Origin of the sequence: Variovorax sp. Root318D1, from assembly GCF_001424835.1 — a bacterium.
Classification (GTDB): Bacteria; Pseudomonadota; Gammaproteobacteria; order Burkholderiales; family Burkholderiaceae_C; genus Variovorax.
In genome coordinates this window covers 1-26919 of record NZ_LMCQ01000009.1, presented here as the reverse complement: position 1 = coordinate 26919, position 26919 = coordinate 1, and the positions used below count along the sequence as shown (strand labels likewise).

General features: G+C 65.6%; 28 protein-coding genes. 18 read left to right on the top strand and 10 right to left on the bottom strand.

The features are described 5' to 3' along the window. The first annotated feature begins 41 nt into the window (after positions 1–41). Positions 42–992: a LysR family transcriptional regulator gene (locus tag ASC78_RS09380; RefSeq protein WP_055799796.1), complete on the top strand. Its 951-nt coding sequence runs from the start codon at positions 42–44 to the stop codon at positions 990–992. A gap of 3 nt (positions 993–995) precedes the next feature. Here ASC78_RS09380 and ASC78_RS09375 read toward each other — a convergent pair whose 3' ends face one another. Beyond that, positions 996–1661: an NAD-dependent epimerase/dehydratase family protein gene (locus ASC78_RS09375; protein WP_055799791.1), complete on the bottom strand. Its 666-nt coding sequence runs from the start codon at positions 1659–1661 to the stop codon at positions 996–998. A 15-nt stretch (positions 1662–1676) separates the two neighbouring features. After that, entirely contained in the window at positions 1677–2060 is a 384-nt protein-coding gene (locus ASC78_RS09370; RefSeq protein ID WP_055799787.1) for a thioredoxin family protein, read from the bottom strand. Positions 2061–2161: 101 nt separating this feature from the next. Between ASC78_RS09370 and ASC78_RS09365 the strand changes: the two genes are divergently transcribed. Continuing rightward, positions 2162–2500, top strand: coding sequence for an Mpo1-like protein (locus ASC78_RS09365; RefSeq protein ID WP_055799783.1), 339 nt, complete (start codon positions 2162–2164; stop codon positions 2498–2500). Between the two features lie 6 nt (positions 2501–2506). Here the strand turns inward: ASC78_RS09365 and ASC78_RS09360 are convergent, their stop codons facing one another. Continuing rightward, the gene (locus ASC78_RS09360) at positions 2507–3718 is read right to left on the bottom strand and encodes a YihY family inner membrane protein (RefSeq protein WP_055799779.1); all 1212 of its coding nucleotides are present in this window, start codon (positions 3716–3718) and stop codon (positions 2507–2509) included. Positions 3719–3782: 64 nt separating this feature from the next. Here ASC78_RS09360 and ASC78_RS09355 point away from each other — a divergent pair, with 64 nt between their 5' ends. The 5 genes from ASC78_RS09355 (at position 3783) to ASC78_RS09335 (ending at position 7670) form a co-directional block, all read left to right on the top strand. Then, the gene (locus tag ASC78_RS09355; RefSeq protein ID WP_055799777.1) at positions 3783–4190 is read left to right on the top strand and encodes a DUF2069 domain-containing protein; all 408 of its coding nucleotides are present in this window, start codon (positions 3783–3785) and stop codon (positions 4188–4190) included. 5 nt (positions 4191–4195) lie between these two features. Further along, on the top strand, positions 4196–5626 hold the full coding sequence (locus tag ASC78_RS09350; RefSeq protein ID WP_055799774.1) for an FAD-binding oxidoreductase: 1431 nt from the start codon (positions 4196–4198) through the stop codon (positions 5624–5626). A 180-nt stretch (positions 5627–5806) separates the two neighbouring features. Further along, positions 5807–6649, top strand: a complete 843-nt coding sequence (locus ASC78_RS09345) for a thymidylate synthase (RefSeq protein WP_055799772.1) — start codon at positions 5807–5809, stop codon at positions 6647–6649. Between the two features lie 16 nt (positions 6650–6665). Continuing rightward, entirely contained in the window at positions 6666–7187 is a 522-nt protein-coding gene (locus ASC78_RS09340; RefSeq protein WP_055799769.1) for a dihydrofolate reductase, read from the top strand. A gap of 240 nt (positions 7188–7427) precedes the next feature. Next, positions 7428–7670, top strand: coding sequence for a hypothetical protein (locus ASC78_RS09335; RefSeq protein WP_055799767.1), 243 nt, complete (start codon positions 7428–7430; stop codon positions 7668–7670). A 7-nt stretch (positions 7671–7677) separates the two neighbouring features. On the opposite strand, the gene ligD is transcribed toward ASC78_RS09335, so the two are convergent. The 7 genes from ligD to ASC78_RS09300 form a co-directional block, all read right to left on the bottom strand. After that, entirely contained in the window at positions 7678–10242 is a 2565-nt protein-coding gene (gene ligD, locus ASC78_RS09330; protein ID WP_055799764.1) for a DNA ligase D, read from the bottom strand. Continuing rightward, entirely contained in the window at positions 10221–11237 is a 1017-nt protein-coding gene (locus tag ASC78_RS09325; RefSeq protein WP_055799761.1) for a lysylphosphatidylglycerol synthase domain-containing protein, read from the bottom strand. Before ASC78_RS09325 ends, ligD begins: the two co-directional genes overlap by 22 nt. Next, entirely contained in the window at positions 11234–12784 is a 1551-nt protein-coding gene (locus ASC78_RS09320; RefSeq protein ID WP_055799759.1) for a hybrid sensor histidine kinase/response regulator, read from the bottom strand. Before ASC78_RS09320 ends, ASC78_RS09325 begins: the two co-directional genes overlap by 4 nt. Beyond that, the gene (locus ASC78_RS09315; protein ID WP_055799756.1) at positions 12781–14280 is read right to left on the bottom strand and encodes an ATPase domain-containing protein; all 1500 of its coding nucleotides are present in this window, start codon (positions 14278–14280) and stop codon (positions 12781–12783) included. The genes ASC78_RS09320 and ASC78_RS09315 overlap by 4 nt, the downstream gene beginning before the upstream one ends. 189 nt (positions 14281–14469) lie before the next feature. After that, positions 14470–14652 carry a hypothetical protein gene (locus ASC78_RS09310; protein ID WP_055799753.1) on the bottom strand — a complete coding sequence of 61 codons (183 nt, stop codon included), beginning with the start codon at positions 14650–14652 and terminating at the stop codon, positions 14470–14472. Between the two features lie 196 nt (positions 14653–14848). Then, a complete protein-coding gene (locus ASC78_RS09305) occupies positions 14849–15028 on the bottom strand; it encodes a DUF3606 domain-containing protein (protein WP_055799751.1) in 180 nt (59 codons plus the stop codon). A gap of 109 nt (positions 15029–15137) precedes the next feature. Then, entirely contained in the window at positions 15138–16091 is a 954-nt protein-coding gene (locus ASC78_RS09300) for a LysR family transcriptional regulator (RefSeq protein WP_055799749.1), read from the bottom strand. Between the two features lie 111 nt (positions 16092–16202). Here ASC78_RS09300 and ASC78_RS09295 point away from each other — a divergent pair, with 111 nt between their 5' ends. From ASC78_RS09295 to ASC78_RS09245, 11 genes are all read left to right on the top strand, one after another. After that, a complete protein-coding gene (locus ASC78_RS09295; protein ID WP_055799745.1) occupies positions 16203–17168 on the top strand; it encodes a Bug family tripartite tricarboxylate transporter substrate binding protein in 966 nt (321 codons plus the stop codon). Positions 17169–17178: 10 nt separating this feature from the next. Beyond that, positions 17179–18228, top strand: coding sequence for a 4-hydroxythreonine-4-phosphate dehydrogenase PdxA (locus ASC78_RS09290; protein ID WP_055799742.1), 1050 nt, complete (start codon positions 17179–17181; stop codon positions 18226–18228). Between the two features lie 33 nt (positions 18229–18261). Beyond that, entirely contained in the window at positions 18262–19434 is a 1173-nt protein-coding gene (locus tag ASC78_RS09285; protein WP_055799739.1) for an L-rhamnonate dehydratase, read from the top strand. 13 nt (positions 19435–19447) lie between these two features. Beyond that, positions 19448–20989 (top strand): UxaA family hydrolase, encoded by a 1542-nt coding sequence (locus ASC78_RS09280; protein ID WP_055799738.1) that lies wholly within the window; start codon positions 19448–19450, stop codon positions 20987–20989. Between the two features lie 23 nt (positions 20990–21012). After that, positions 21013–21942, top strand: coding sequence for a dihydrodipicolinate synthase family protein (locus tag ASC78_RS09275; RefSeq protein WP_055799734.1), 930 nt, complete (start codon positions 21013–21015; stop codon positions 21940–21942). Between the two features lie 76 nt (positions 21943–22018). Next, a complete protein-coding gene (locus ASC78_RS09270) occupies positions 22019–23002 on the top strand; it encodes a TRAP transporter substrate-binding protein (RefSeq protein ID WP_055799731.1) in 984 nt (327 codons plus the stop codon). A gap of 20 nt (positions 23003–23022) precedes the next feature. Next, positions 23023–23526: a TRAP transporter small permease gene (locus tag ASC78_RS09265; RefSeq protein WP_055799728.1), complete on the top strand. Its 504-nt coding sequence runs from the start codon at positions 23023–23025 to the stop codon at positions 23524–23526. 15 nt (positions 23527–23541) lie between these two features. Further along, positions 23542–24819 carry a TRAP transporter large permease subunit gene (locus ASC78_RS09260; RefSeq protein ID WP_055799711.1) on the top strand — a complete coding sequence of 426 codons (1278 nt, stop codon included), beginning with the start codon at positions 23542–23544 and terminating at the stop codon, positions 24817–24819. 42 nt (positions 24820–24861) lie between these two features. Next, on the top strand, positions 24862–25806 hold the full coding sequence (locus ASC78_RS09255) for a YncE family protein (RefSeq protein ID WP_055799708.1): 945 nt from the start codon (positions 24862–24864) through the stop codon (positions 25804–25806). Continuing rightward, positions 25806–26759, top strand: a complete 954-nt coding sequence (locus tag ASC78_RS09250) for an amidohydrolase family protein (protein ID WP_055799705.1) — start codon at positions 25806–25808, stop codon at positions 26757–26759. The genes ASC78_RS09255 and ASC78_RS09250 overlap by 1 nt, the downstream gene beginning before the upstream one ends. Next, positions 26738–26919 (top strand): aldehyde dehydrogenase family protein (locus tag ASC78_RS09245; protein WP_157634419.1); only part of this gene is annotated, 182 nt, incomplete at its 3' end. The genes ASC78_RS09250 and ASC78_RS09245, both read left to right, overlap by 22 nt.

The window sequence follows — 26919 nt, the reverse complement described above, 5'->3', positions numbered from 1 at the left end:
TGCAAGCTACCATTGCCTTGAAGGCAAGGCTCTCGACTTCCATGACCCCACCGCTTCTCAGCATTCCGATGCGCCATTTCCTGGAGGTGGCGCGCAGCGGCTCGGTCAGCCAGGCCGCTGCGCGACTGTTCGTGGCCTCGTCGGCGGTCAGCCGCCAGATCACCAAGCTGGAGGACAGCCTGGGCACGCCCTTGTTCGAGCGCCATGCCCGGGGGATGGCGCTCACCGCGGCTGGCGAACGGCTCGCGGCGCATCTGCGCAATGCGCAGCTCGACATCGAGCAGGTCATCGAACAGGTGCGCGACCTGGGCGGCCGCAGCGCTCACCGCATCCGCATGGCCTGCACCGAAGGGTTCGCGGCGCACTTCATGCCGCAGGTCATGCGCAGTTTCGAGTCGGCGCATCCGGGCACGCAGCTCGAACTGCACGTGGGCTCACCCGACGGCGTGAGCGCACTGCTCGCACGCGGCGAAGCAGACATTGCACTGAAATACGTGGTGGCGCCCGAGCCCGGGTTGAAGATCGAGCACTCCGCCAATGCACCGGTATTCGCGGTGCTGCGCCCCGACCACCCGCTGGCGCGGCAGCGCGTGGTGTCGGTGGCGGACGCGGTGCGCTACCCGCTGGCCGTGGGCGACAAGGGCGTGACGGCGCGGCAGCTGTTCGACCAGGCGTGCAGCCTGCAGGGGCTGCAGTACCGTGCGATCTTCGTCAGCAACTTTTCATCGGTGCTGCTGCCACTCTTGCGCACGCCGGACGTGATGCTTTCGGGCCATCTCACGGTCACGCACCTCATCGACGCGGGCACGGTGGTCGCGCGCCCCTTTGCCGAGGCGCCGCTGCAGCAGCGTCAACTGCAGGTGCTGGCACTCGAAGGCCGCACGCTCACGCCGCTGGCGCAAGAGTTCGTACAACACCTCGTGCATGCCATTGCCAGCGCGGGCCGGCGCAAGCTGGGCCGCGCGCGGGCCGGTGCGCCCGCGGCGGCGTAAGCTTCAGCGGCCCAGGGCGTTGATGTCCGCCGGGTCGAGCAGCACCTTCGGTGCACCGTGCCGCGCCACGGCCAGCATCGCCCGGCCCACCTTCTCGGTCGTCGTCACCTTGTCGGGCCACAGCCGGTATGCCAACCCGAGGACCGGCTTGAGCACCATGATCGCGGCCTGATAGAGCGGCGTCTTCGAACGCACGCCGTGCAGCGGCTGGATCATGCCGGGACGAAACATGTAGGCGGCCTTGAACGGCAGCTTCAGCAAGGCGTTTTCGGTGGCGCCCTTCACCCGCGCCCACATGCTGCTGCCGCGCTCGCTGCTGTCGGTGCCGGCTCCAGTCACGTAGGTGAAGGTCATGCCCGGGTTGAGCCGCGAGAGCACCGTGGCTGCGGCCATCGTAAGGTCGTAGGTGATGCGCTTGTAGTCGACCTCTTTCATGCCGACCGACGACACGCCGAGGCAGAAGAAGCAGGCATCGAAGCCCTGCAATTGAGGCTCGAAGGCGCTGTAGTCGTTCATGTCCTTGATCACCACCTCCTGCAGCTTCGGGTGCCGCTGCCCGGTGGCATTGCGGCCGACCGCGACGACGCGGGCCACGTCGGGCGCCAGCAGGCATTCGCGCAGCACGCCCTGCCCCACCATGCCGGTGGCGCCAAAGATCAGGATGTTCATGGCAGGGAGCGCGGTTCAGACCGCAAAGTCGGCCGGGCGTTTCTCGATCACCGCCAGCAGCAGGTCGACGTCGAGGCTGGACGGCTGCGGCGCTTGCAGCGCGCCGAGCATGCGCGAGAGCGTCTCGGCATGCGGCAGCAGCGGGCCCAGAAAGCGGGTGCCGTCGGCACCGGCAATCAACAGCGTGGGAAAGGTTTCGACGTCGAAGGCATCGGCAATCTCGGCGTGGTCTTCGATGTCGACCCAGGCATAGCGGAACTGCGGATGCGCCCGCGCCACCTGCTCGAGCAGCGGCCGGTAGTCGCGGCAAGTGCCGCACCATTCGGCGCACAGGCACACGACCCACGGCGCATTGCGGGCCGGCTCGGCGGAATCGGGGGCGGCGGGAAGAGCGCTCAAAGCTGATGCGGTGAAGGTGTGAATACAAAGCCGCGTTGGTGCGGATTAATGCTCGTGGCTATTATGAACAAAGCGCCCCCGGCGCCCAGGAGACTTGCACGATGAACACCACGACTGCTCCGGAATCTGCCGTCGATCCGCATCGTTTCAAGAGCTTCGCGGAGTTCTATCCGTTCTACCTGTCCGAGCACGCCAACCGCACCTGCCGGCGCCTGCACTTCATTGGCTCGACGATTTCGCTGCTGTGCCTGGTGGCGCTGATCGTCACATTCAATCCGCTGTGGCTCTTGGCCGGGCTCATCGCGGGCTACGGTTTTGCCTGGATCGGGCACTTCGGGTTCGAGAAGAACAGGCCCGCATCGTTCAAGCGCCCGCTCTACAGCTTCATGGGCGACTGGGCGATGTACCGCGACATCTGGCTCGGCAAAGTCAATATCTGATTGCTATTAAATCAATAGCACATCGCCCAGGCGAAGCGAATGCAGCGGACCTTTCTGCCACAGGTCTTCTAGCGGCTCCGCACGCGGCATCAGCAACTCCCTCAGAAGCGGCTCGATGGGCGTGGACGGATCGGCCAGCAGCACGTAGCGCGGATCTTCGTCGGCGGTTTCTTCGGCGAGCGGCGCAATCCAGTCGATTGCCACCAGGGTTTCGAGCACCGGCACCAGTTGCAGCGTGTCGACCCGCATGCGCGTGACGAGCTCGGCGGCGCCCATGCCCTTGGCCGGCGTGGCGCGCGCCCGTGCCAGGTGCTGCAGCACCTCCATCGCCAATTGAAGCGGCCACCCGGCCCGGCCGCCGCGGCGGGCAACGCCGGTCAAGAGGCTCGGCAGGTAGGCCGCGATGACGGCGCCCAGCAACACGATGACCCAGGCCACGTAGATCCAGATCAGAAGAATGGGCACCGTGGCAAAGGCGCCGTAGAGCACCGAGTAAGTCGGAACCAGGCTCAGGTAGTAGCCCAGCACGCGCTTGGCAATTTCGATCGCGGCCGCCACGAAGATGCCGCCGGCCCAGGCGTGCGCCCAGCGCACATTGGTGTTGGGCACGTAGTGATAGAGCGAGGCCATGCCGCCCGCGAGCAGCACGATCTCGAAGGTGTCGAAGAACAGCTTGAGGATGCTGCCGCCCACCACGTCGCGCGACGCGGCAAACACATACGAGGTGGTCGAGAGGCTCACCGCCAGGATCAGCGGGCCGAGCGTGATGGCAGCCCAGTAGATCAGCACGCGCTGCGCAAACGGCCGGGGCGAACGCACACGCCAGATGTTGTTGAGCGTCTTGTCGATGGTGAGGATCAGCGCGATGGCGGTGATCAGGAGCACCACCAGGCCCGCGATGCCCAGGCCGCCGGCCTTGCTGGAGAACTGATTGAGGTAGCCCAGCACCTGGCGCGCGATGTTGTCGGGAATCAAGCTTTCGATGAGCCAGCGCTGCAGCCGCCCCTGCAGCTTGGCGAACATCGGGAACACGGTAAAAAGCGCCAGCGCCACCGTGAAGAACGGCACCATGGCAATGGTGGTGGTGAAGGTAAGGCTGCTGGCCGTGAGCCCGAGCCGATCTTCGCGGAAGCGCTCGCCCAGCACCGCCGCGGTGTTGCCCCACGGAAAGCGCGAAAGATCCTTCCAGAGCTGCTGACGATTCATGGCCGGTATCATAAGAACCCGAACCCTCCTCTCGTCTTCGCACGCTTCGTGTCGCCAGTTCCGCGGTGTCCAATCCATGCAAACCATCACACCGCACGCCTCTTCTTCCGTCAGCGCCACCCGCTGGCTTGCCGTGGGCAGCCTCGCCGGGCTCATCGTGCTCGGGCTGGCCTGGGAGCTGTGGCTGGCGCCGCTGCGGCCGGGCGGTTCGCTGCTGGCGCTCAAGGTGCTTCCTCTTGTCATTCCGCTTGCGGGGCTCTACAAGAACCGCATGTACACCTACCGCTGGGTCAGCCTGATGATCTGGCTCTATTTCACCGAGGGCGTGGTGCGCGCATGGAGCGACACCAACGGCGTGGGTCAAGTGCTCGCGCTCATCGAGGTGCTGCTGTGCCTCGCGCTATTCACGGCCTGCGCATTGCACGTCCGGCTGCGCCTGCGCAACGCCAAGGCTGCCCGACAACTGGAGGCTTCCACCCAATGACGCCAATGACGACCACATCTTCTCCCCTGATCGACCAGCTGCGCGCCATCGTGGGTACGCAGCACGTGCTGAACGAAGGCGACCTCACGGCCTACGAACAAGACTGGCGCAAGCGCGCGCACGGCAAGTCGTTGGCCGTGGTGCGGCCCGCCAACGCACAGCAGGTGGCCGATGTGGTCAAAGCATGTGCGGCGGCCGGCACGGCCATCGTGCCGCAGGGCGGCAACACCGGCCTGGCGGTCGGCTCCACTCCCGACGACAGCGGAACGCAGGTGGTGCTGAGCTTGCAGCGGCTGAACGCGATTCGCACCGTAGACGCCGCCAACCTCACGATGACCGTGGAAGCCGGCTGCATCCTGCAGACCCTGCAGGAGACAGCCGAGAAGCAGGGTTTCCTGTTCCCGCTGAGTCTTGCGGCCGAAGGCAGCTGCACCATCGGCGGCAACCTGGCCACCAACGCCGGCGGCACGCAGGTGGTCCGCTACGGCAACACGCGTGAGCTGTGCCTCGGCCTCGAAGTGGTCACGCCGCAGGGCGAAATCTGGGAAGGCACCAGCGGCCTGCGCAAGGACAACACCGGCTACGACTTGCGCGACCTGATGATCGGCAGCGAAGGCACGCTCGGCATCATCACCGCGGCGACCATGAAGCTCTACCCGCTGCCCGCGGCGCAGCTCACGGCCTGGGCCGCGGTGCCCTCGCTCGACCATGCAGTCACGCTGCTCGGCCTTGCGCACAAGCATCTGGGCTCGGGCCTCACGGGTTTTGAAGTGATGGGCAAGTTTGCATTGAGCCTGGTCGACAAGCACATGCCGCAGCTGCGCGTGCCGTTCATCGGCGACGACGCCGTGCCCTACTGCGTGCTGCTCGAGAACTCCGACAGCGAGTCCGAAGACCATGCGCGCGCGCGATTCGAGGCGCTGCTCGAAACGGCGTTCGAAGACGGCTGCGTAACCGATGCGGTGGTGGCTGAGAACCTCGCGCAGGCACACCAGCTCTGGCACATCCGCGAGAGCATTCCGCTCGCGCAGGCCGAAGAGGGCTTGAACATCAAGCACGACATCTCGATTCCCGTCTCGAGCATTCCGGCCTTCGTGGCCGAGACCGATGCACTGCTGGCACGCGAGATCGCCGGTGTACGGCTGGTGAACTTCGGCCACCTGGGCGACGGCAACCTGCACTACAACGTGCAGGCGCCTGAGAACATCGACACCAAGGCATTCCTCAAGAACGAGGAAGAGCGCATCAACACGCTGGTGTACGACGCGGTCGAAAAGTTCGGCGGCTCGTTCTCGGCCGAGCACGGCGTGGGTTCGCTCAAGGTCGACAAGCTCGAGAAGCACAAGTCGCCGGTGGCGCTGGAGATGATGCGTGCGATCAAGCGCGGGCTCGATCCGAAGAACATCCTGAACCCGGGGCGCGTGATCCGCGTTTAAGGCTTCCAGATATTTCTCCCTCCCCTCCCGGGGGAGGGCCGGGTGGGGGCACGCGGCCTTCAACCCCGCGCTGCGATGAACGCGGGGGCAGCCCCCATCCCAACCTTCCCCCAGCGGGGGAAGGAGCAAGAAGGCAATCAGTCCGTAAAATTCGAACAACCTGGCCACGACACCCTCTCCATGACCTCCACGCCCGCCCGCCCCGTCCGCTCCCAGTACGAAGACTTCATGCGCCACGTGGACACCCATGGCGTCTTCAAGAGCGACCGCACCGGCACCGGCACCAAGAGCGTGTTCGGCCACCAGATGCGCTTCGACCTGAACGAAGGCTTTCCGCTGGTGACCACGAAGAAGGTGCACCTGAAGTCCATCATCCAGGAACTGCTGTGGTTTTTGACCGGCTCCAGCAACAACAACTGGCTCAAGGAACGCGGCGTCTCCATCTGGGACGAGTGGGCGCGCGAAGATGGGGACCTGGGCCCCGTGTACGGCGTGCAATGGCGCAGCTGGCCCACGCCCGACGGCGGCCACATCGATCAGATTTCCGAAGTCATCAAGACCCTGAAGACCAACCCCGATTCGCGCCGCATCATCGTGAGCGCATGGAACGTTGCCGAGCTCTCAAAGATGGCGCTCATGCCCTGCCACGCGTTCTTCCAGTTCTACGTGGCGCCGCCGCAAGCGCCGGGCGAGCGCGGCAAGCTCAGCTGCCAGCTCTACCAGCGCAGTGCCGACATCTTCCTTGGCGTGCCCTTCAACATCGCGAGCTACGCCCTGCTCACGCACATGATGGCGCAGCAGTGCGATCTCGACGTGGGCGACTTCATCTGGACCGGCGGCGACTGCCACATCTACAGCAACCACGCCGAGCAGGTGGCGCTGCAGCTGAGCCGCGCGCCCTATCCCTATCCCACGCTAAACATCAAGCGCAAGCCGGCTTCGATCTTCGACTACCAGTACGAAGATTTCGAAGTGCTCGACTACAAGCACCACGAGCCGATCAAGGCGCCCGTGGCGGTGTAAGGGACCGTTCGGCCTCATGACCACACCGCGCATCAACCTCATCTTCGCCCGCGCATCCAACGGCGTGATCGGCGCCAACGGCACCATGCCCTGGCACCTGCCCGAAGACCTAGCGCACTTCAAGCAGACGACGGGCGCTGCGCCCGTCATCATGGGCCGCAAGACCTGGGACTCGCTGCCTCCGCGGTTCCGGCCGCTGCCGGGCCGATGGAACATCGTCATCACGCGGCAGGACGACTGGAAAGCCGAAGGCGCGCAGCGCGCGGGCAGCCTGCAAGAGGCGCTCTCGCTGTGCGAAGAATCGCAGGTGCCGGATGTGTGGATCATCGGCGGCGCGCAGATCTATGCCGAGGCCGAGCCGCTGGCCCAACTAGCCGTCGTCACGGAGATTGCCCGCGATTACGAAGGCGATGCGCATGCGCCGGAGCTCTCTCCCTCCGAGTGGCGCGAGACGAATCGTGAATCGCACATCTCGGCGAAAGAAGGCCTCCACTACAGCTTCGTGACCTTCGAAAGAGTCGGTTCTCCGAAGGCCTGAAAAGCCGCGCCGAAGGACACGCGCGACGCCCGATTGGTTCGCAAATACACCGATACCGGTAACCGGCACAAGCGCCCAAAACCGGCACTGGCCCCGGAAAATGGGACCTTCGTTTTCAGTCTCGGTAACGCAAAACACATTGATACAACTGCGGCCTGAATGTGCGCTGCAGCAATCAGCCACAAGCGCGAATTTCTCCGCAAAATGCACGTCCGCCTATCTAGAACAAGGAGACGGCTCATGTCCATGGAATTTCTTCGGGTCATCGCCGAGCAGAGATTGCCATACGTCGTGCACACGCCGGCCGACATCGACAGACTGCGTGTATTGCGGGCCGCCGAATTGGTGACCGCCTTCATTCCTCCCTCCGCCACGCACACGCCCGACGACCGCGCGATCCGTCATTTGGCCCAAGTGGAATCGATCACCGCCAAAGGCAAGCTGGCGCTGAACAAAGCCACGTCGGCCCTCATCGAACTCTGAGCAAGCCTCAGCGCTCCGTGCGCGGGCGGGCTGCTTCGAAACCCAGCCTCTTCATCGCCGCGCCCGGACTCTTCGCCGCTTTCGCATAGTCGGCCCACGGCTGGTTGCCTCGATCGAGCCTCGCATGGATGTTTCGAAGGGTCCATTGAGCACCGCTCGTGAGCGTCGGAACCTCCTGCCATTCCACCGGCACCGACACGCCCATGCCGGGCCGCGCCCGCACCGACCACGCGCAGATGGTGGTCGCGCCAAAGCCATTGCGCAGGTAGTCGATGAAGATGCGGCCGACGCGGTTGCTCGGCCCGCTCTTCGCCACGAAGATCTGCGGCAAGGTGCGGGCCATGTGGCGCACGATGGCCTCTGAAAAATCCTTCACCGTGTCCCAGTCGTACTGCCGCTTAAGCGGCACCACCACGTGCAGGCCTTTGCCGCCGCTGGTCTTGCAGAACGAAGGCAAGTCCAGTTCGTCGAGCACCACGCGCATCAGCTCGGCCGCCTGCTGCACCATGGGCCAGGCAACGCCCTCACCGGGGTCGAGGTCGAAGGTCATGCGGTCGGGCTTTCCGATCAGCGTCTTCACGCCGTTCCAGGTGTGGAACTCGATCACGTTCATCTGCGCCGCGCTCAATAGGCCGAGGGGCCCCGCAATCTCGATCAGCGCGGGATGCGCCGGCCACAGCGCTGGGTCAAGCTGCCGCACGCCTGCCATCTGCCCCTCTTCCAGATGCTTCTGGAAGAAGAGCTGGCCGTGGATGCCCTGCGGCGCGCGCACGAACGACACGGGCCTGGCCTTGAGGTGTTCCATCATCAGCGGCGCGACAAGGCCGTAGAAGCGCACCACCTCCACCTTCGTGATGCCCGTGGACTTGTCGACCACGCGGTCGGCGTTCGAGACCTTGAAGTTCGCGGGCATCGTGGTGGCGGGCGCGGGTCCGGCCTGGGTCTCGGGTTCGCGCTTCGCGCCCGTCTGGTGGACCGGCTTCTCGCGGATGATCGCCTTGGCGGGCTTGTCGCTGCGCAAGCTGTGAAACACCGGATGGCGCACATGCCCGTCCTTGGTCCATTCGGAAAAAGTGACTTCGGCCAACAGCACCGGCTTGACCCAATGCGCGAGGCGATCGTTCTCGGTGGGGTTCTTGAAGGGCCGCTTATCCACGCGAAGCGGCTTCAGCCTCTGGAGCATGTCGACGAGCATGCGGTCATTGAAACCCGTGCCGACCTTGCCCGCATAGATGAGTTCGCCCTTCTCGTCATGCACGCCAAGCAGCAGAGATCCGATCCCCACTCGCGAGCCCTTGGGATCTGTATACCCGCCGATGACGAACTCCTGCCGCGACGAGCACTTGAGCTTGATCCAGTCGGGCGAGCGCCGCGACGCATAGGTGCTGTTCTTTTTCTTGCCGATGACGCCCTCGAGGCCGATCTTGCAGGCCGAGGCGACGATGTCCTGGGGCGGCGCGTCGAAGACTGCGCTGAAGCGGATTTCGGGCGGTGCCTTGGCAAGCAGCGTTTCCAGCAAGGCCCGGCGCTCGACCAGCGGCACGCCGGTGAGATCGAAGCCGCCGTAGTACGGCAGGTCGAAAAGAAAGTAGACGATGTTGCGCGTCTTGTCGCTGTCGAAGGCGTTCTGCAGCGCCTGGAAGTCGGTGCCTCCGGACTCATTGAGTACCACCACCTCCCCGTCCAGCCAGCCCGGCTTGAGTTTCATGCGCTCGATCGCTTGCACCAGGTGGGGCATGCGGCTGCTCCAGTCGTGTCCGTTGCGCGTGAAGAGCTGCACACCCTTGGCGTCGACGCAGGCGAGCAGCCTGTAACCGTCGAACTTGATCTCGAAGATCCAGTTCTGCGGGTCCGGCGGCGGGCCATCGACCAGCGTGGCGAGCAGTGGCGAGAGCTTGGCCGGCATGGCGGCCTTCACCGCATCGGCGGGCATGCCGCCCTTGGCCGCCTTGCCGCGTTTTGCCGACGAGGTCGAAGCAGCAGTTGCAGGCGCCGCGGCAACGGCTTCGGGCATCGGCAGCGCGGCCACGCTGTCGGGAAACTGGTCGACCACGCTGAACTCGGCCGCCGGGCGGGCATAGCCGTCGTGCTCCTTGATCAGGAGCCATGCGTCCTGCTTGTCGCTCTTGTTCTTGCCGTGCATGCGCACCAGCGCCCACTTGCCGCGCAGCTTGTAGCCGTGCAACTCGAACTTCAGGTGCCCCTCCTTGTAGCCCTTGCGCGCATCGCCGAGCGGGGTCCACGTGCCTTTGTCCCAGATGATCACCTTGCCGGCACCGTATTGCTTGGGCGGTATCTCGCCCTCGAACTGGTTGTAGGAAATCGGGTGGTCTTCCACGTGCACGGCCATGCGCTTGTCGTGCGTGTCGTAGCTCGGACCCTTGGGCACCGCCCAGCTTTTCATGGCGCCGTCGAGCTCGATCCTGAAGTCGTAATGCAGGCGGGTCGCCCAGTGCTTCTGCACCACGAACTGCAGCGTGCCGGGCGCCGATGCACCGCCTTCCTCCGGCTCGGGCGTGACGCCGAAGTTGCGCTTCTCCTTGTAGCGCTTCAGCGGGTTTGCGCGCGCCATGGCGTGTCGGCTTCCGCGCCGCCTTGCGGATGGCTTGCCGCATAGCGTTCGAGAAGCAGGTAGAGCACGACGCCGCCGCCCAGCGGCAGCAGGTAATAGAGCGCGCGGTAGGCCAGCACGGCCCCCATCAGCGCACCCTGGCGCACGCTGCCCGAGAGCAGCGCCAGGTACACGGCCTCCAGCACGCCCAGGCCGGCCGGAATCGGCGTTATGACGCCGACGATGGAAGCGGCCAGCAGAACGCTCAGCGTCGTTGCGTACGGCACCTGCCGCCCGAGCAGCAGGTACATGGCGCATCCCATCAACGACCAGTTGGCGGTGGAGAGCGTGAGTTGGATGAGCGCCAGCTTCGCGGAAGGCAGCCTCAGCTTGCGCCCCCGCAGCTGCCACTGCCGCCCGCGTGAAAAAGCGCAGGCCACCACGTAGGCCGCAGCCAGAAGAATCATGACCACGCCAAGGCCGCGCAGTGCGCCCGCCCCGATGCTCGCCTGGCGCGGCGGCGAAATGATGCCGGCCGCGAACAGGCCGCCGGCCAGCAGGCCGTAACCGAGCCAGTTGGTCGCCAGGCTGACCCCTACGACCTGCGCCACCGAGGTCTCGTCCAGCCCAGCACGCGCATAGAGCCGCGCGCGCAGCGCAATGCCGCCGACCAGCGAGCCCAGGTTGAGATTGAAGGCGTAGCTGGTCACGGCAATGGCCCAGGTGCGCCAGGCTGGCACCCGATGGCGTATGTGCCGCCGCCCGATCAGGTCGTAGCATCCATAGAGCGCATGGCTTGCGGTGGCGACCCCGAGCACGCCCAACAGCAGCGTTGCGGGGTAGCGCTGCAGTGCTTCCCATGCGCCGGCCCAGTCGACCTTGTGCGCATGCGACAGCAGCAGGCCGAGCACCGCGATTCCCACCAGCGGCAGCACCCAGCGGCGGCAGCGCCGCCAGAGCGAAGGCCGGTGGGCCGACTGGGTCGCGGCCGAAAGCGTGGTCGCATCGGGGTTCATGAATGGCCCTGCAAGATCGATATCAGCGCCGCCAGGTCGAGCGGCTTGAGCAGGTGATGGTCGAAGCCCGCCTTGGCGATGCGTTCCTTGTCGCCCCGCTGCCCCCAGCCGGTCAATGCGACGAGGATGAGCCCGGAAAGTTCGGGGTTGGCGCGCAGCTTCATGGCCAGTTCGCAGCCGTCCATGCCAGGCATGCCTATGTCCAGGATGGCGAGTCCGGGCGCCGGGCCTTCGGCGATCATGCGCAGCGCGGCCGCGCCGCTGTAGGCCACGCAGGTCGATGCGCCGAGCGAGCGCAGCAGATCGCTGAGCGCATCGGCCGCATCCCGGTTGTCGTCGACGATCAGCACCGTACGCGACAGCGATACCGGCCAGCCGCTAACGGCAGGCAAAGGCGCCTGGGTTGCGCCCGCCTCGAGCCGCGTGAGCGGCAGGCGCACGCAGAACATCGCGCCGCAGCCGAGCCCCTCGCTCCGTGCCTCCACGCTGCCCCCATGAAGCTCGACCAGGCTCTTCACGAGGGTGAGCCCGATGCCCAGTCCCCCTTGGGCCGCCTTCGAGGTGCCGCTCACCTGCACGAACATTTCGAAGATCGACTTCAGCATGTCGGGTTCGATGCCGGTGCCGTTGTCCCAGACCTCGACCACGGCGTTGCGCTTTTCCTCGCGAAGAACGACGCGGATGTTTCCACCCGGCGCGGTGTACTTCGCGGCGTTGTTCAGCAGGTTCGAAAAAACCTGGGTCAGGCGGACGCCGTCGCCCCGCACCACCAGCGGCTGGCGGCACAGTTCCACACTCAAGGTGTGGCTGGAGCCTTCGAGCAAAGGCCGGCTCAGCTCGATGGCGTCCTTGATCACCGCTTCGAGCGAGACGGCTTCCATGCGCAACTCGATCTTTCCGCGCGTGATGCGCGAGACTTCCATCAGGTCGTTCACGAGCCGCACCATGTGGTCGATCTGCCGGCCCATGAGTTCGTAGTAGCGCTGGGCATCCGCGGGCTCGTGCGGCTTGCGCATCAAGAGCGTCAGCGCGGTGCTCATCGGTGCCAGCGGGTTGCGCAGTTCGTGCGCCAGCGTGGCAAGGAACTCGGTCTTGCGCTGGTCGGATTCGCGCAGGCCGTCGAGCAGGTCGCGCAATTGGTACTGCCGGTTGCGCGCCCGCAGCACCGTTCGGACCGTGCTGATCAGCGAGGCCACGCGCATTGGCCGTTCGATCACGGTCACGTTCGCAAGCCGGTCCATGGCCGCGGCGATGACGGGCGAATCGGCGCCCTGGCGGGCAAGGATGAGCACCGGAAGATCGGACCAGGGGGGCTGCGCAGCCAGCGCTTCGGTCAATGCGGCGGCAGCCGGATCGGACAGCACTTCTTCCGCCAGCATGATGGCGCCCGCACCTTCCTGGAGCCCGCGCACCAGTTCGCACAGGTTGGCGCAGGTGTGCGAGGTGACCTGTGCGCGTGCCAGTACGGCGCTCGCCATGAAGGCATCCCTGGAGGTCGCTGTGCGCAGCAGGATGCGCTGCTCGACGGATGCGGGTAGCGAGCTCACGATGAGGGATGCACGCCGTCGATGGGAATGGGAATGCCCGTCAGGATGCCCCGGAAGTTGCGCAGCGGCTCGCCCACGTGCAGGCCCGTGGAGGTCATGGAGAAATCGCGGATGGTCCGCTCGTGCGCGCCGCCCCGCTTCTTCAGCACCGAGATCGCCTGGCGCACTTCGCCGTCCAGCTCGAAGTAGCGAAGCAGCACGACGGCGTCCGCCAGGTAGCTCGCGTCCACAGGCGTCTGCATCTGCATGCCGATGAGGCCGTGCTGCGCGCCCACCAACAGCGTGGCGACGCCGGACTGACCCAGATAGGAAAGCAGCTCGTGCAGCTGCGCGATCAAAAAGCGCTCGTCGGGCATGGCATTGAGATAGCCGTTGAGGCTGTCGATCACCACCACCGCGGCACCCGCATCGACGACCGCCAGTCGGATGAGGTGCACGAACTCGCCCGGTGACAGCTCGGCAGGGTCGACCTGCCGCACCTTGATGAGGCCGGATTCGATGTACGGCGCGAGGTCCATGCCCATGCTCTCGCAGCGCGTGCGCAGCGTATAGATGCTTTCGTCGAACACGAAAAGGGCGGCGCATTCGCCCCGCTGCGCCGCGGCCAGCGCAAACTGCACCGCGACCGTCGACTTGCCGGTGCCCGGCGCGCCGACGAACAGCGTGCTCGTACCCCGCTCGATCCCGCCACCGAGCAAGGCATCGAGCGAATCGATGCCGCTGGGAATTCGCGCTTGCGACAGCTCCGACGCGTGTTCGGCCGCCACCAGTCGAGGAAACACGCGCAGCCCGCCGCGATCGATGCGGTAGTCGTGATAGCCGCCGCGAAACTGCTTGCCCCGGTATTTGCTGACGACGAGCCGGCGCCGCGCGGCGCCGTAGTCGGAGCTGATCTGCTCCAGCCGCAGCACCGCATGGGCGATGCTCTGCACCTGCAGGTCGTGCTTCATGGCGGTCATGTCGTCGAGCAGCAGCACGGTGCACTGCCGGCCCGCAAAGAATTGCTTGAGCGCCAGGATCTGCCGCCTGTAGCGCAGGGAGCTGCCCGCCAGAAGCCGCAGCTCCGAGAGCGAATCGAACACCACGCGCGTGGGCTTGATCACGTCGACATCCGAGAGGATCTTCAAGGTGGTCTCGCTGAGCTCCACCTCCGAGGGATGGAACATCGTGTATTGCTCATCAGGCTCGAGCGCAGCTTCCGACGGAAGCATTTCGCGCACCTCGATGCCGCTCAGGTCCCATCCGTGGGAGTTCGCCACGCCCCGGAGCTCCCGCGCCGTTTCCGACAGGGTGACGTACAGCACCGGTTCGCCACGCGTCGCCCCTTCGATCAGGAATTGGAGCGCGATGGTGGTCTTGCCGGAGCCGGGGGTTCCTTCGACGAGGTAGAGGCGGTTGGACGTGAGGCCGCCGCCCAGCACATCGTCGAGCCCCGGAACGCCCACCTTCATCAGGCTTTCCTGCATCTCCGACCCCGCCGCGCCGTCGAGTTTCATTTCGTCCTCCGTCGTGTGGACAGACACTTCCTTCTGCCGTTTTCTCTTTGCGATCTGCGGGGAAAGGGGGGCTCCGCAGGCCGGGCAGCCGATGCCCGCCAACGGCTTTTTATCAAGGCGGCGTGGCCCAGGTTGTAGGGCATCGCCGTTCTTCGCGAGAAGACAAAGTCACCGCGCCAAGCTGCGGATTCACGCCTTGTCGGGAGTCTTGCGTTCGGCGTCGCCGTGGTCCTCGAGCTTCCTGTTCTCGACCTTCTTCATCATTTCCTCGCCCTCGGGGTCGGTTCCGTCCAAGGGCACGGATTCTTCCTGGGTGAGTTCGGGTTCGTCGGGGGAGTGCTTGCGGGGCGGCCGTGGCGATGGGGTGTTCATTTGGCAATCTCCTGAGTGGGATCCGATGGTGGTGCGGACGCCACTGCGGAAACGCTCAGGCAAAGGCGGATGTCAGGGTCAGCCAAGGCCGACGGCCAAGGCACGCTACGAAGTTGGCTACCGCATCCACCGGCGCGTCGCTCGATCAGCGGGTGCGGCCGGGGTCGGCCCTCCGCGAGCTTTGAGGCTTTGAGCCTCAGGGAAGGCCAAGGTAGATCCGCAGATCGTCCTTGATGGTGCCGGCGGATGCGACGGCCATGCGCAGCCGCGCCTCGCTGACGCCGAACCACTTTGTCCAGTAGTCGACCTCTTTCAGGTCGGTGATGTCGATTTGCTCATCGTTCTGCGGAACGCGGATCTCCATGTCATCCGGCATCGGGGCCTCCAAGTGGTTGGGAGACGGCAGTTTGGCTGGCGCAAAGTGTCGCCGGGCCGGACGATTTCCATGGTCGATGCAGGACAAGTTCTACTCGCGCCCGGCGTGGCTACTCTGCGCGCGCAGCTTTCGCCCGGGCGTGCACCAGCTCGAGAAAATGCTCCGCGGGCTTGGTCAGGGGACGGTCCTTGCGCACCAGGCTGCCATAGGCTTCGAGCTTCTGGCGGATGCGGTAGCGCACGATGTGAAGCAGCCCGTGCTCGGCGTCCCGGCGCGCCATGGCCTCGGGAACCACCGCGATCATTTGCGAACGCCGGATCAGGTTGATGGTGGTCAGGATGGAGCCCGTCTCGATCAGCCCCTTGGGCAGCGTTGCATGGTGATCGCGAAACTCGTGCTCGATCAGGTCGCGCATCGGGCTGCCGGCCGGCTGCAGTATCCATGGGTAGTCCAGCAACATCTCGAACTCCACCTTGCGCTTGCGCGCCAGCGGATGGTCGTTGCCGACCACCACCGCAAGCCCCTCGTCCTCGATGGCCCTGAACACGCAGTCGAAGCCCGGCTGACTGACCAGCCGGCCGATCACCACTTCGAGCACGCCTTCGCGCAGCTGCGCCAAAAGTCGGTCGCTGGTATCGACGGCAATTTCTACTGAGAGCAGCGGGAACAGCGCCTTCAGGCCGAGCAGCGCCTCGGTCAGGTGCCCGGGCGAGGCGGCCATGATGCTGCCGACGGAGAACTTGCCCGCGCTGCCGAGCCGCAGTTCGCCGAGTTCGCGGTTCAGCGCCTCCATGCTGCCGCGAATGCTTCGGAAGTAGCCGGTCACGCGTTCGCCGGCCGGATTGAGCTGCAGGCCCCGGCCGACGCGGTCGAACAGCGACTGGCCGAGCGCGCTCTCGAGTTCATGAAGCATCTTGGTGGCCGCGGGCTGCGTCAACCCGAGTTGCCCCGCCGCGGCGCGCAGGGTGCGGCGGTCCTCGATCGCCAGGATGAGCGCGATCTGCCGCATGCGCAGCCGGTTGAGCAGTTGGGGCGTGGTGTCCTGCTTGTCGATGGAGCCCATTGTTTGATCACCTCCAGTTATTGATCGATCAAGAGCTTTCAGTTTACGAGGATCAATCGCCTGCCTACGATTGGCCCCGAGGATTTTGGAAAAACAGTCGGAGACAAGCAGATGAATAGAACGCTCATGGCGGCCACGGCCGCGGGGCTGCTGGCACTTGGCGCTGGCGCCGCACAGGCCCAGGACTGGCCCACTCGCCCCATCAAGATTTATGTCGGCTCGGCGCCCGGCGGCGGCACCGATGCCATGGCCCGCGCTGTGGCCGACCGGCTCGGACCCCTGCTCAAGCAACCGGTGGTGGTCGACAACCGGCCCGGCGCATCGAACACGCTCGCGGCCGACGCCACGGCCAAGTCCACCGACGGCTACACGATGGTGATGGGCGTGGTCACGGCGCATGCGATTGCACCGCACCTGCTCAAGCTCAACTACGACAGCAACCGCGACCTGGTGCCGGTGGCTTTTGTCGGCGCGGTGCCCAACGTGCTGGTGGTGAGCAACAGCGTGCCGGCCGACTCGGTGCAGGGGCTGGTCAAGCTCGCGAAGCAGGAGCCCGGCAAGCTCAACTACGCCACCAGCGGCGCGGGCAGCACGCAGCACATCGCGGCCGAGATGTTCAAGGATGCGGCGGGCGTCAACCTCGTCCACGTGCCGTACAAGGGCAGCGGCCCCGCGCTGATCGACCTCGTCGGCGGCCAGGTGCAACTGAGCTTCGACACCATGCCTTCGGTGATCGGGCAGATCCGGAACAACAAGGTCCGCCCGCTCGCCGTGACCACGCAAAAGCGCAACCCGCAACTGCCCAACGTGCCGACTCTCGCCGAAGCCGGCGTGCCCGGCATCGAGATGAGCGCCTGGTACGGCATCTACATGCCGGCCGCAACGCCCAAGGCGGTGCAGGACAAGGTGCACGACGCCGTGAACCTGGTGCTGGCCATGCCCGAAACCAAGACCCGCCTCGACGCCATCGGCGCCGAGATCACCCCGATGACCCAGGCGCAGTTCGCGCAATTCCATGCCGCCGAATACAAGCGCTTTGGCGACGTCATCAAGAAGAACCACATCAAGCTGGATTAGGCCCACCCCGATGAATATGCAAGCCCTCCCCGTCGTTGCCCTCACCCTGGGCGACCCCGCCGGTATCGGCGCTGAACTGATCGCGCGGCTACTGGCCCGTCCCGACGCCACCGCGGACGTGAACATCGTGTTGGTCGGCGACCGCTGGCTGTGGGAAGACGGCCAGCGCATCGCCGGCGTCTCCGTTGCCACCGACGAGGTGAAGACACTGGCCGAAGTGCGGAGCCGCGCGAGCACGGCGCGTCCGGCCTTCCTGGCGGTGCGGAGCATCGATCCGGCGCTGGTGCAGCGCGGCCGGGCGGCGGCGCCGGGCGGACGCGCAGTGCTGGAGGTGCTCAACCAGTGCATGGACGCGACGCTGGCCGGCGAGGTCGATGCGATCTGCTTTGCGCCGCTCAACAAGCAGGCCATGAAGATCGGCGGCATGCAGCATGAAGACGAGCTGCACCACTTTGCGGATCACCTGGGCGTGACCGGCTACTTCTGCGAGTTCAACACGCTCGGCGAGCTCTGGACCTCGCGCATCTCGTCGCACGTGCCGCTGAAGGATGTGGCCGGCTACCTGAGCGTGGAGCGCATCGAGCAGGCGGCCGAGCTGATCTACTGCTCGCTGCTGGCCAACGGCGTGGCCGAGCCCAAGGTCGCGATCGCGGCCTTCAATCCGCACGGCGGCGACGGCGGCGTGTGCGGGCGCGAAGAGGTCGAGATCATCGAGCCGGCGGTCAAGGCTCTGCAGGCACGCAGCTGGCCCACCGCGTCTCCTTTCCACGGCCCATTCCCGGCCGACACCATTTTCCTGAAGGCCCAGGCCGGCGAGTACCAGGCGATCGTGACCATGTACCACGACCAGGGCCAGATCGCGATCAAGCTCTTGGGCTTCAGCCGCGGCGTCACGGTGCAAGGCGGCCTGCCAATTCCGATCACCACGCCCGCGCACGGCACCGCCTATGACATCGCAGGCCAAGGCAAGGCCAGCGCCGAGGCCATGTGGCAGGCGTTCCAGATTGCCGGCCGCATGGGCGCCGCGCGCCTGCGCAACGCCGCCGTCACCGCGGCGTGACCGAAACATCCATCACCACCAAGAGCAACCGACATGAAGATCAAATCCGTGCGCGCCCGTGTTTTCGAATGGAAGGGCAAGACCGTTCCGCCGCAGGGCAACTTCTGCTCCAACGCGATGGACCTGCTGTACGCACCGCAGGAAACCATGAGCACCTTCCGCTTCCATTCGTGGACCGTGGTCGAGATCGAGACCGACGACGGCATCGTGGGCCTGGGCAACGTGGCGCTTGCGCCGGCCATTGCCAAGGCCATCATCGACCAGTACCTGGCGCCGCTGGTCATCGGCCAAGACCCGTGGGACTATGAATACCTGTGGCAGCGCATGTACCGCGCCACGCACGCATGGGGCCGCAAGGGCGTGACGATGGCCGCCATCTCGGCGGTCGACCTTGCGATCTGGGACATCCTCGGCAAGTCGGTGAACAAGCCGGTGTTCAAGCTGCTCGGCGGCCGCACCAAGGAAAAGATTCCCTGCTACTACTCGAAGCTGTACCGCACCGACCTGAAGGAAATGCAGGCCGAGGCGCAGAAGTTTCTCGACCAGGGCTTCACCGCATTCAAGATGCGCTTCGGCTACGGCCCGGCGCACCTGCAGAAGGGCGTGGCGGAAAACCTCAAGTCGGTGGAGGCGGTGCGCGAAGTCATCGGCTACGACAACGACCTGATGCTCGAGTGCTACATGGGCTGGAACGTCGAGTACGCCAAGCGCATGCTGCCCAAGCTCGAAAAATTCCAGCCGCGCTGGCTCGAAGAGCCGGTCATTGCCGACGACATCGACGGCTACGCCGAGCTGAACCAGCTGACCAGTATTCCCATTTCGGGCGGCGAGCACGAGTTCTCGCTCTACGGCTTCAAGCAGCTCTTGGACCGCAAGGCGGTGTCGGTGGTGCAGTACGACACCAACCGCGTGGGCGGCATCACGGCGGCGCACAAGATCAACGCGCTGTGCGAGGCCTACAGCGTGCCGGTCATTCCGCATGCGGGCCAGATGCACAACTACCACCTGACGATGAGCACGCTGGCGTCGCCGATGAGCGAGTACTTCCCGATGCACGACGTCGAAGTGGGCAACGAGCTGTTCTATTACATCTTCGACGGCGAGCCGGTGGCCGAGAACGGCTTCGTGCAGCTGGACGACAACAAGCCGGGCCTGGGCCTCACGTTGAAGACCGAGTACCTCAAGGACTTCAACATCGTCGAGTGACGGTGCAACAGCCATGTCCCTGCCCCGCTCCCAAGCCCGCGTGATCCGGCTCCATGCCGACGACGACGTCGTGATCTCGCTCGACCAGTTGGTCGCGGGCACGCACATCGAAAGCGAAAACGTGGCCGTGGCCGGCCTCGTTCCGCCGGGCCACAAGATGGCCAGGCGCGACATCGAGCCGGGCGCCGCGGTGCGCCGCTACGGGCAGATCATCGGCTTTGCGAGCCGGCCGATTCGCGCGGGCCAGCACGTGCACACGCACAACCTCGCGATGGGCGATTTCACGCGCGACCATGCGCATTCGGCCGATGCACGCCCGACGGTGCGCGCGGCAGAGCCCGCAACCTTCGAAGGCATCGTTCGGGAAGACGGCCGCGTCGCCACGCGCAACTACATCGGCATCCTCACCTCGGTGAACTGCTCGGCCACGGTGGCGCGCGCCATCGCCGACCGCTTCCGGCGCGACATCCACCCCGAGATGCTGGCGCCGTTCCCGAACATCGACGGCGTGGTGGCGCTCACGCACGGCACCGGCTGTGCGGTCGATCCTGAAGGCGAAGGCCTTGCGATTCTTCAACGCACGCTGGGCGGCTACGCATGCCATTCCAACTTTGCGAGCGTACTGGTCATCGGCCTCGGCTGCGAGACCAACCAGGTGTCCACACTGCTGGCCACGCAGGGCCTGACGGAAAGCGCCCGCCTGCAAAGCTTCACGATTCAGGACACCGGTGGCACCACGCGCACCATTGCGCGCGGCATCGAGCTGATCCAGCAGATGCTGCCGCGGGCCAACGCGGTGCGGCGGCAGACCGTGCCCGCAAGTCACCTGGTCGTGGGCCTCCAATGCGGCGGCTCCGATGGCTACTCCGGCATCTCGGCCAATCCGGTGCTCGGTGCGGCGGTCGACCTGCTGGTGGCGCACGGCGGCACGGCCATCCTGTCGGAAACGCCCGAGATCTACGGCGCCGAGCACCTGCTGACACGCCGCGCGCAATCGCCCGAGATCGGCCGCAAGCTGGTCGACCGCATCCGCTGGTGGGAAGCCTACTGCGCGCGCAACGGCGCAGCGATGGACAACAACCCTTCGGCCGGCAACAAGGCCGGAGGCCTGACCACCGTGCTCGAGAAGTCGCTGGGCGGGATCGCCAAGGCGGGCTCGACCAATCTCGTCGACGTGTATGAGTACGCGCAACCGGTGCGGGCTCAGGGCCTCGTGTTCATGGACACGCCCGGCTATGACCCGATCTCGGCCACCGGCCAGGTGGCGGGCGGCGCCAACCTCATCTGCTTCACGACGGGACGCGGCTCGGCCTATGGCTGCGCGCCATCGCCCTCTTTCAAGCTCGCAACGAACACCGCGCTGTGGGAGCGGCAGTCGGACGACATGGACCTCAACTGCGGCGAGGTGCTCGACGGCACGCGCAGCATCGGGGAACTCGGCGCGCGGCTGTTCGAGATGCTGCTCGACACCGCCTCGGGCCAACCCTCGCGCAGCGAGCTCCACGGCTACGGCCAGCAGGAGTTCGTGCCCTGGCAAATCAGCGTGGTCACCTGACCCGCAACTTCTTTCACCACACCATGACAACCACTCGCCCTGCCCGCTTCCGCGGCATCTTCCCCGTCGTTCCGACGCCATTCACCGAAAGCGGCGAGCTCGATCTGGCTAGCCAGAAGCGCTGCGTCGACTTCATGATCGAAGCGGGCTCCGACGGCCTCTGCATCCTGGCCAACTTCTCCGAGCAATTTTTGCTGTCGGACGACGAGCGCGAGGTGCTCACGCGCACCGTGCTCGAACATGTGGCCGGCCGCGTGCCGGTGATCGTGACCACCACGCACTTCAGCACCACGGTGTGCGCCGAACGCAGCCGCCGTGCGCAGGCCATGGGCGCCGCCATGCTCATGGTGATGCCACCCTATCACGGCGCCACGTTCCGCGTGCCCGAGCCGCAGATCCATGACTTCTATGCGCGACTGTCTGACGCGGTGGACATTCCCATCATGGTGCAGGACGCGCCGGCCGCGGGCACTCCGCTGTCGGCCGCGTTCCTCGCGAAGATGGCGCGCGAGATCGAGCATGTCGCCTACTTCAAGATCGAAACGGCCGGTGCGGCATCCAAACTGCGCGAACTGATCCGGCTCGGCGGCGACGCGGTCGAAGGACCGTGGGATGGCGAAGAAGCGATCACGCTGCTGCCCGATCTGGACGCCGGCGCGACCGGTTCGATGACCGGCGGCGGCTACCCGGATGGCATCCGCCCGATCATCGAGGCGCACCGCGCCGGCGACCGCGACCAGGCTTTTGCGCTCTACCAGCGCTGGCTGCCGCTGATCAATCACGAGAACCGGCAGTCGGGCTTCCTTGCTGCCAAGGCGCTGATGAAGGAAGGCGGCGTGATCGCCTGCGAAGCGCCTCGCCACCCCTGGCCAACGATGCACCCCGAGACCCGCAAGGGCCTGATCGAGACCGCGCGGCGGCTCGATCCGCTGGTGCTGCGCTGGGCAACCTAGGAGTTCCATTCCTCGTTTCCTTCCTCGTTCCCGCGCTCCCTTTCACGACACAACAAATCCAGACAAGAGACAAACCATGCAACGCCTTTCCTTTCTCAAGCTCGCGCTGTGCAGCGCATTGCTCGCCACAGGGCTCGCCGCTCACGCCCAAGTCACCAAGATCCGTTTTGCCCACGCCGGCCCCGAGACAGCCTCGCAGCACCAGGCCGCACTCGAGTTCGCCCGCCTCGTCAAGGAGCGCAGCAAGGGCATGCTCGAAGTGCTGGTCTACCCGAGTAGCCAGCTCGGCAACGACTCGACCGTGCTCGGCGCGGTGCGCGGCGGCACCATCGACATGATGATGGCCGGCAGCGGCAACTTCTCGGGCCTGTCGTCCAAGTTCGAAGTGCTGGACATCCCGTTCCTGTTCCGCAATCCGGCGCATGCCTACCAGGCTGTCGACGGCGAGGTCGGCCAGGGCTTGATGAAGTCGCTCGATGCGCACGGCCTCACGCAGTTGGCTTTCTGGGAGGTGGGGTTCCGTTCCATCACCACCAAAAACCGCGCGGTGCGCACGCCGGAGGATGTGAAGGGCCTGAAGATCCGCACCATGCCCAATCCGATCCACATTCAGGCCTGGAGGATGCTGGGCTCCAACCCCGTGCCGATGCCACTGGGCGAACTTTACGGCGCGCTCGAATCCGGCGCGGTCGATGCGCAGGAGCATCCGGTGGACATCACCTACGCATCCAAGTTCTACGAGGTGCAGAAGCATCTCACCCTGACGCGGCATGCCTTCACGGCCATGCCGGTGGTGTTCAGCAAGCGCAAGTTCGATGCGCTGTCGCCCGAAATGCAGAAGGTGGTGCTCTCGTCCGCGGCCGATGCCAAGGCCTTCCAGCGCAACCTCAACCAGAAGAACGAGGCGGGCATCATCGCCGAGCTCAAGAAGAACGGAATGACGGTGATCGAGACCTTCGATGCCACCGCCTTCAAGGCCGTGGTCGGCGACGAGGTGCGCAAGACCTACGCAACGAAGAACGGGCCCGAATTGCTGGCCGCAGTGGACGGCCTCAAGTAAGCGCCCACTGAAAGAGTCTCATGAAACTCGATCTCTTGACGCGGGCCGTCGAAAGCCTGCTCGTCGTGCTCCTGGGCCTGATGATCATGCTGGTGTTCGGCAACGTGGTGCTGCGCTATTTCTTCAACTCGGGCATGGTCTTCTCGGAAGAGGTGTCGCGCTTCGTCTTCATGTGGCTCACGCTGATCGGCGCGCTGGTGGTGATGAAGGACAACGCGCACCTGGGCATGTCCAGCGTGATTGACCGGCTGGGCGAAACCGGCCGCCGCATCTGCCGCTTTGCGGCCGACCTGCTCACGCTCGCGTGCTGCGCACTGCTGGCGCACGGCACCTGGAAGCAGGTGATCATCGGCATGGACAACCTCTCGCCGGTGACCGGCGTGCCGCTCGGGCTGGTGTATTCCTGCCTGCTCATCAGCAGCGTGGGCATGGCCCTGGTGCTCGCGCACGGACTGTGGCGCCAGGTCACGGGCCAGATGGGCAGCGAAGAGCTCGCAATGCAAGCTGGCAGCGCCGGCGACTGACCCCGGGAATTGATCATGACCATCGTCATCTTCATGGGTTCGCTGCTCGGTGCCATGGCACTCGGCGTGCCCATTGCCTTTGCCCTTCTGGCCTGCGGCGTGGCGCTGATGCTGCATCTGGACAGCTTCGACACGCAAATCCTCGCGCAAAACCTGCTCGAGGGCGTCAACAACTATCCGCTGATGGCGGTGCCCTTCTTCATGCTGGCCGGCGAACTGATGAACGCCGGCGGCATGTCGCGGCGAATCGTCGCGGTGGCCGATGCGCTCGTTGGCCACCTGCGCGGCGGCCTGGGCTACGCCGCAATCCTCACGGCACTGGTGGTGGCCAGCGTGTCGGGCTCGGCCGTTGCCGATACGGCGGCCGTGGCCGCGATGCTGATCCCGATGATGCGCAACGCCGGCTACGACGTGCCGCGCTCGGCGGGCCTCATTGCCGCCGGCGGCATCATCGCGCCGATCATTCCGCCTTCGATCGCCTTCGTGGTGTTTGGTGTGGCGGCGCAAATCTCGGTCACCAAGCTGTTCTTCGCCGGCATTTTTCCGGGCCTCATGATGGCCGCGGCGCTGGGCTGCACCTGGTGGTTCTGCGCCAGGAAGGAGTCTTCCGCCAAGCTGCAGAAGTTCGAGATGCGCCGCCTGATCAAGGCGCTGGCGGACGGCGTATGGGCGCTCATCCTGCCGGTGGTCATCATCGGTGGCATGAAGTTCGGTGTGTTCACGCCGACCGAAGCCGCGGTGGTGGCCGTCGTGTATTCGCTCGTGGTGGGGCTGCTGGTCTACCGCGACCTCGATCTGCGCCGCCTGCCCGTTCTGATGCTCTCCGCGGCCAAGACGTCGAGCACCGTGATGTTCCTGGTCGCGGCGGCGCTGGTGTCGGCCTGGCTCATCACGATTGCGGACATTCCGTCGCAGGCGTCCACGCTGCTGCGGCCTTTCATGGACAACAAGATCCTGCTGATGTTCATGATGATGGTGCTGGTCATCATCGTGGGCACCGCGCTGGACCTGATGCCCACGGTGCTCATCCTCACGCCCATCCTGATGCCCATCGTGCGGGAAGCGGGCATCGACCCGGTGTACTTCGGCGTGATGTTCATCATGAACAACGCAATTGGCCTGTTGACTCCGCCGGTGGGAACGGTGCTCAACGTGGCGGCCGGCGTGGCCGGGACCAGCCTGGACAGCGTGATCAAAGGCGTGTGGCCCTTTCTGCTGGCGCAGACGGCGCTGCTCTTTCTTTTCGTGCTCTTTCCCTCACTGGTGATGGTGCCTGCGAGCTGGTTCCGCTGAGCACCGTGCCCTGCCCTTTTCGTATTTCAGAAAACCCCGCCAATGTCGACACGTGAAACCCTGCTGCTGGTTCAGAAGTGCGCCCATACCTTCAGCTTCTACGATCCGGCCACCGGGCAGGCCGAAAAACATGTCGTGCTGCCCGACTTTCCGCACGAGTTCGTGGTGGACCCGGTGCGCAAGCGCGCCTACGTGGGCCACTACGGAATCGAGACCGCCAGCCATCTGGGCGAGATGGGCGGGCACTCGGTGTTCGTGATCGACCTGGAGGCGCAGGCACACGTCGCGACACTCGACATCTGGCCTTTTTATCGCCCGCACGGCCTTGCCGTCGATGCCGAGGGACGCCTGTATGTGATGTCGGAAGCCCACAACACGCTGCTGCGTTTTTCCGATCCGCTGCACCGCCACGTGCCCGACCTTGCGGTGCCCTCGGGCGGCTACAAGACACACCTGTTCGCGCTGACGAAAGATGCGCAGACCGCCTACGCGCTCAACCTGCTGTCGAGCACGGTCACCAAGATCAAGCCGCACGACCCGGCCTTCACGCCCGTGGCGATGGTGCCGGGTCCGGTGCCCGAAGGCAACGCGCTGTCGTCCGACGAAAGCCTGCTGTATGTGGCGAACCGCGGCGACGACACCATCGTGGCGGTCGACACGGCGAGCATGAAGATCGTGGCAACCGGCAAGACGCGGCGGGATCCGAACCGCGTCTACCTCAGCACCGATGCACACGGCCGCGAGGTGCTGTTGACCACCAACTCGGGCGAGCAAAGCCTGTCGGTCTTCGGCACCGACCTGAAGGAGCAGCGCTGCATCGCGCTGCCGGCCAACCCGCTCGCACTGTCGCTGCCTCCTGGCGGCCGCTCGGCGTGGATCTCGTTCCAGGACCAGACGATCCGGCGTCTCGACCTCGACAGCTTCGAGTTCGAGCAGCAGATCGCCACGCTGCGCGAACCCGACACGTCCTATCTCTGGGCCAACTGATGCCCCCCATAGCCGTCGTCGACGCGCACCATCACCTGTGGGACCTGTCACGAGGCCACTACCCCTGGCTGCAGCATGCGTACGACCCGCAGGCCTTCTTCCTGGGCGAGCATGCAGCGCTGCGCCGCGACTTTCTCCCCGAGGACTACCGCGCGGCCAGCGCCGGCGTCGAGGTGATCGCAACGGTGCACGTAGAGGCGGAGCGCGACCGCGGCGAGCAGGTGGCCGAAACCGCCTGGCTGCACGAGATGAATGCATCGCATGGCCTTCCCAACGCAGTGGTCGCGCATGCCTGGCTCGATCGGCCGGACACCGAGGAGCGCTTGCTCGAGCACCTGCGCTATCCGCTGGTACGCGGCGTGCGCAGCAAACCGCTGACGTCGGCCACGCCCACGCACAGGGTCGCCGGGCAACCGGGCAGCATGCAGGACGAAGCCTGGCTGCGGGGCTTGTCGCTGCTCGAAAAACATGGCCTGAGCTGGGACATGCGCGTTCCGGCCTGGCACCTGGCCGAAGCGGCCGAAGTGGCGGCCCTGTTCCCGAAATTGCCGATGGTGCTCAACCACCACGGCTTGGCCTGGGACCGCAGCGAAGAAGGCCTCGCGTGCTGGCGCCGTGCGATGGTCGTTCTCGCGCAACAGCCGAACGTGCACGTGAAGCTCTCCGAATTCGGGCTGCGCGACCAGCCGTGGGACTGGAGTGCCAACGCGCGCATCGTGCGCGAAACGCTCGCCATCTTCGGCTGGCAGCGCTGCATGTTCGCCAGCAACTTTCCGGTGGCCAGCCTGCGCATCGGCTTCGAACCCCTGGTGCAGGGCGTCTGGCGCATGCTCGACGGCCTCTCGCCCGAGCAGCGGCAGGCCGTGATGAGCGGCAATGCGCTGCGCTTCTACCGCATCGACCTTTCATCAACCACTTCGTACCTCAACACATGGACCGCTTCGACAACCTGATCAACGGCGAATGGCGCACCGGCGCCAGCTACAGCCCCAACCTGAACCCCAGCAACCTCACAGACGTGCTGGGCCAGTACGCCCAGGGCAGCGCCGCCGATGTCGAGGCCGCCGTGGCCGCCGCCACCGCCGCCTTCCCCGCCTGGGCCACCGGCAGCAT

Coding starts and splice junctions, on each gene's coding strand:
- ASC78_RS09265 (WP_055799728.1), top strand. CDS start 23,023: ATGAAACTCGATCTCTTGACGCGGGCCGTCGAAAGCCTGCTCGTCGTG.
- ASC78_RS09315 (WP_055799756.1), bottom strand. CDS start 14,280: ATGAAACTCGACGGCGCGGCGGGGTCGGAGATGCAGGAAAGCCTGATG.
- ASC78_RS09345 (WP_055799772.1), top strand. CDS start 5,807: ATGACCTCCACGCCCGCCCGCCCCGTCCGCTCCCAGTACGAAGACTTC.
- ASC78_RS09355 (WP_055799777.1), top strand. CDS start 3,783: ATGCAAACCATCACACCGCACGCCTCTTCTTCCGTCAGCGCCACCCGC.
- ASC78_RS09290 (WP_055799742.1), top strand. CDS start 17,179: ATGAATATGCAAGCCCTCCCCGTCGTTGCCCTCACCCTGGGCGACCCC.
- ASC78_RS09285 (WP_055799739.1), top strand. CDS start 18,262: ATGAAGATCAAATCCGTGCGCGCCCGTGTTTTCGAATGGAAGGGCAAG.
- ASC78_RS09255 (WP_055799708.1), top strand. CDS start 24,862: ATGTCGACACGTGAAACCCTGCTGCTGGTTCAGAAGTGCGCCCATACC.
- ASC78_RS09280 (WP_055799738.1), top strand. CDS start 19,448: ATGTCCCTGCCCCGCTCCCAAGCCCGCGTGATCCGGCTCCATGCCGAC.
- ASC78_RS09325 (WP_055799761.1), bottom strand. CDS start 11,237: ATGAACCCCGATGCGACCACGCTTTCGGCCGCGACCCAGTCGGCCCAC.
- ASC78_RS09295 (WP_055799745.1), top strand. CDS start 16,203: ATGAATAGAACGCTCATGGCGGCCACGGCCGCGGGGCTGCTGGCACTT.
- ASC78_RS09375 (WP_055799791.1), bottom strand. CDS start 1,661: ATGAACATCCTGATCTTTGGCGCCACCGGCATGGTGGGGCAGGGCGTG.
- ASC78_RS09305 (WP_055799751.1), bottom strand. CDS start 15,028: ATGCCGGATGACATGGAGATCCGCGTTCCGCAGAACGATGAGCAAATC.
- ASC78_RS09340 (WP_055799769.1), top strand. CDS start 6,666: ATGACCACACCGCGCATCAACCTCATCTTCGCCCGCGCATCCAACGGC.
- ASC78_RS09350 (WP_055799774.1), top strand. CDS start 4,196: ATGACGACCACATCTTCTCCCCTGATCGACCAGCTGCGCGCCATCGTG.
- ASC78_RS09260 (WP_055799711.1), top strand. CDS start 23,542: ATGACCATCGTCATCTTCATGGGTTCGCTGCTCGGTGCCATGGCACTC.
- ASC78_RS09300 (WP_055799749.1), bottom strand. CDS start 16,091: ATGGGCTCCATCGACAAGCAGGACACCACGCCCCAACTGCTCAACCGG.
- ASC78_RS09310 (WP_055799753.1), bottom strand. CDS start 14,652: ATGAACACCCCATCGCCACGGCCGCCCCGCAAGCACTCCCCCGACGAA.
- ligD (WP_055799764.1), bottom strand. CDS start 10,242: ATGGCGCGCGCAAACCCGCTGAAGCGCTACAAGGAGAAGCGCAACTTC.
- ASC78_RS09275 (WP_055799734.1), top strand. CDS start 21,013: ATGACAACCACTCGCCCTGCCCGCTTCCGCGGCATCTTCCCCGTCGTT.
- ASC78_RS09360 (WP_055799779.1), bottom strand. CDS start 3,718: ATGATACCGGCCATGAATCGTCAGCAGCTCTGGAAGGATCTTTCGCGC.
- ASC78_RS09335 (WP_055799767.1), top strand. CDS start 7,428: ATGTCCATGGAATTTCTTCGGGTCATCGCCGAGCAGAGATTGCCATAC.
- ASC78_RS09365 (WP_055799783.1), top strand. CDS start 2,162: ATGAACACCACGACTGCTCCGGAATCTGCCGTCGATCCGCATCGTTTC.
- ASC78_RS09270 (WP_055799731.1), top strand. CDS start 22,019: ATGCAACGCCTTTCCTTTCTCAAGCTCGCGCTGTGCAGCGCATTGCTC.
- ASC78_RS09250 (WP_055799705.1), top strand. CDS start 25,806: ATGCCCCCCATAGCCGTCGTCGACGCGCACCATCACCTGTGGGACCTG.
- ASC78_RS09380 (WP_055799796.1), top strand. CDS start 42: ATGACCCCACCGCTTCTCAGCATTCCGATGCGCCATTTCCTGGAGGTG.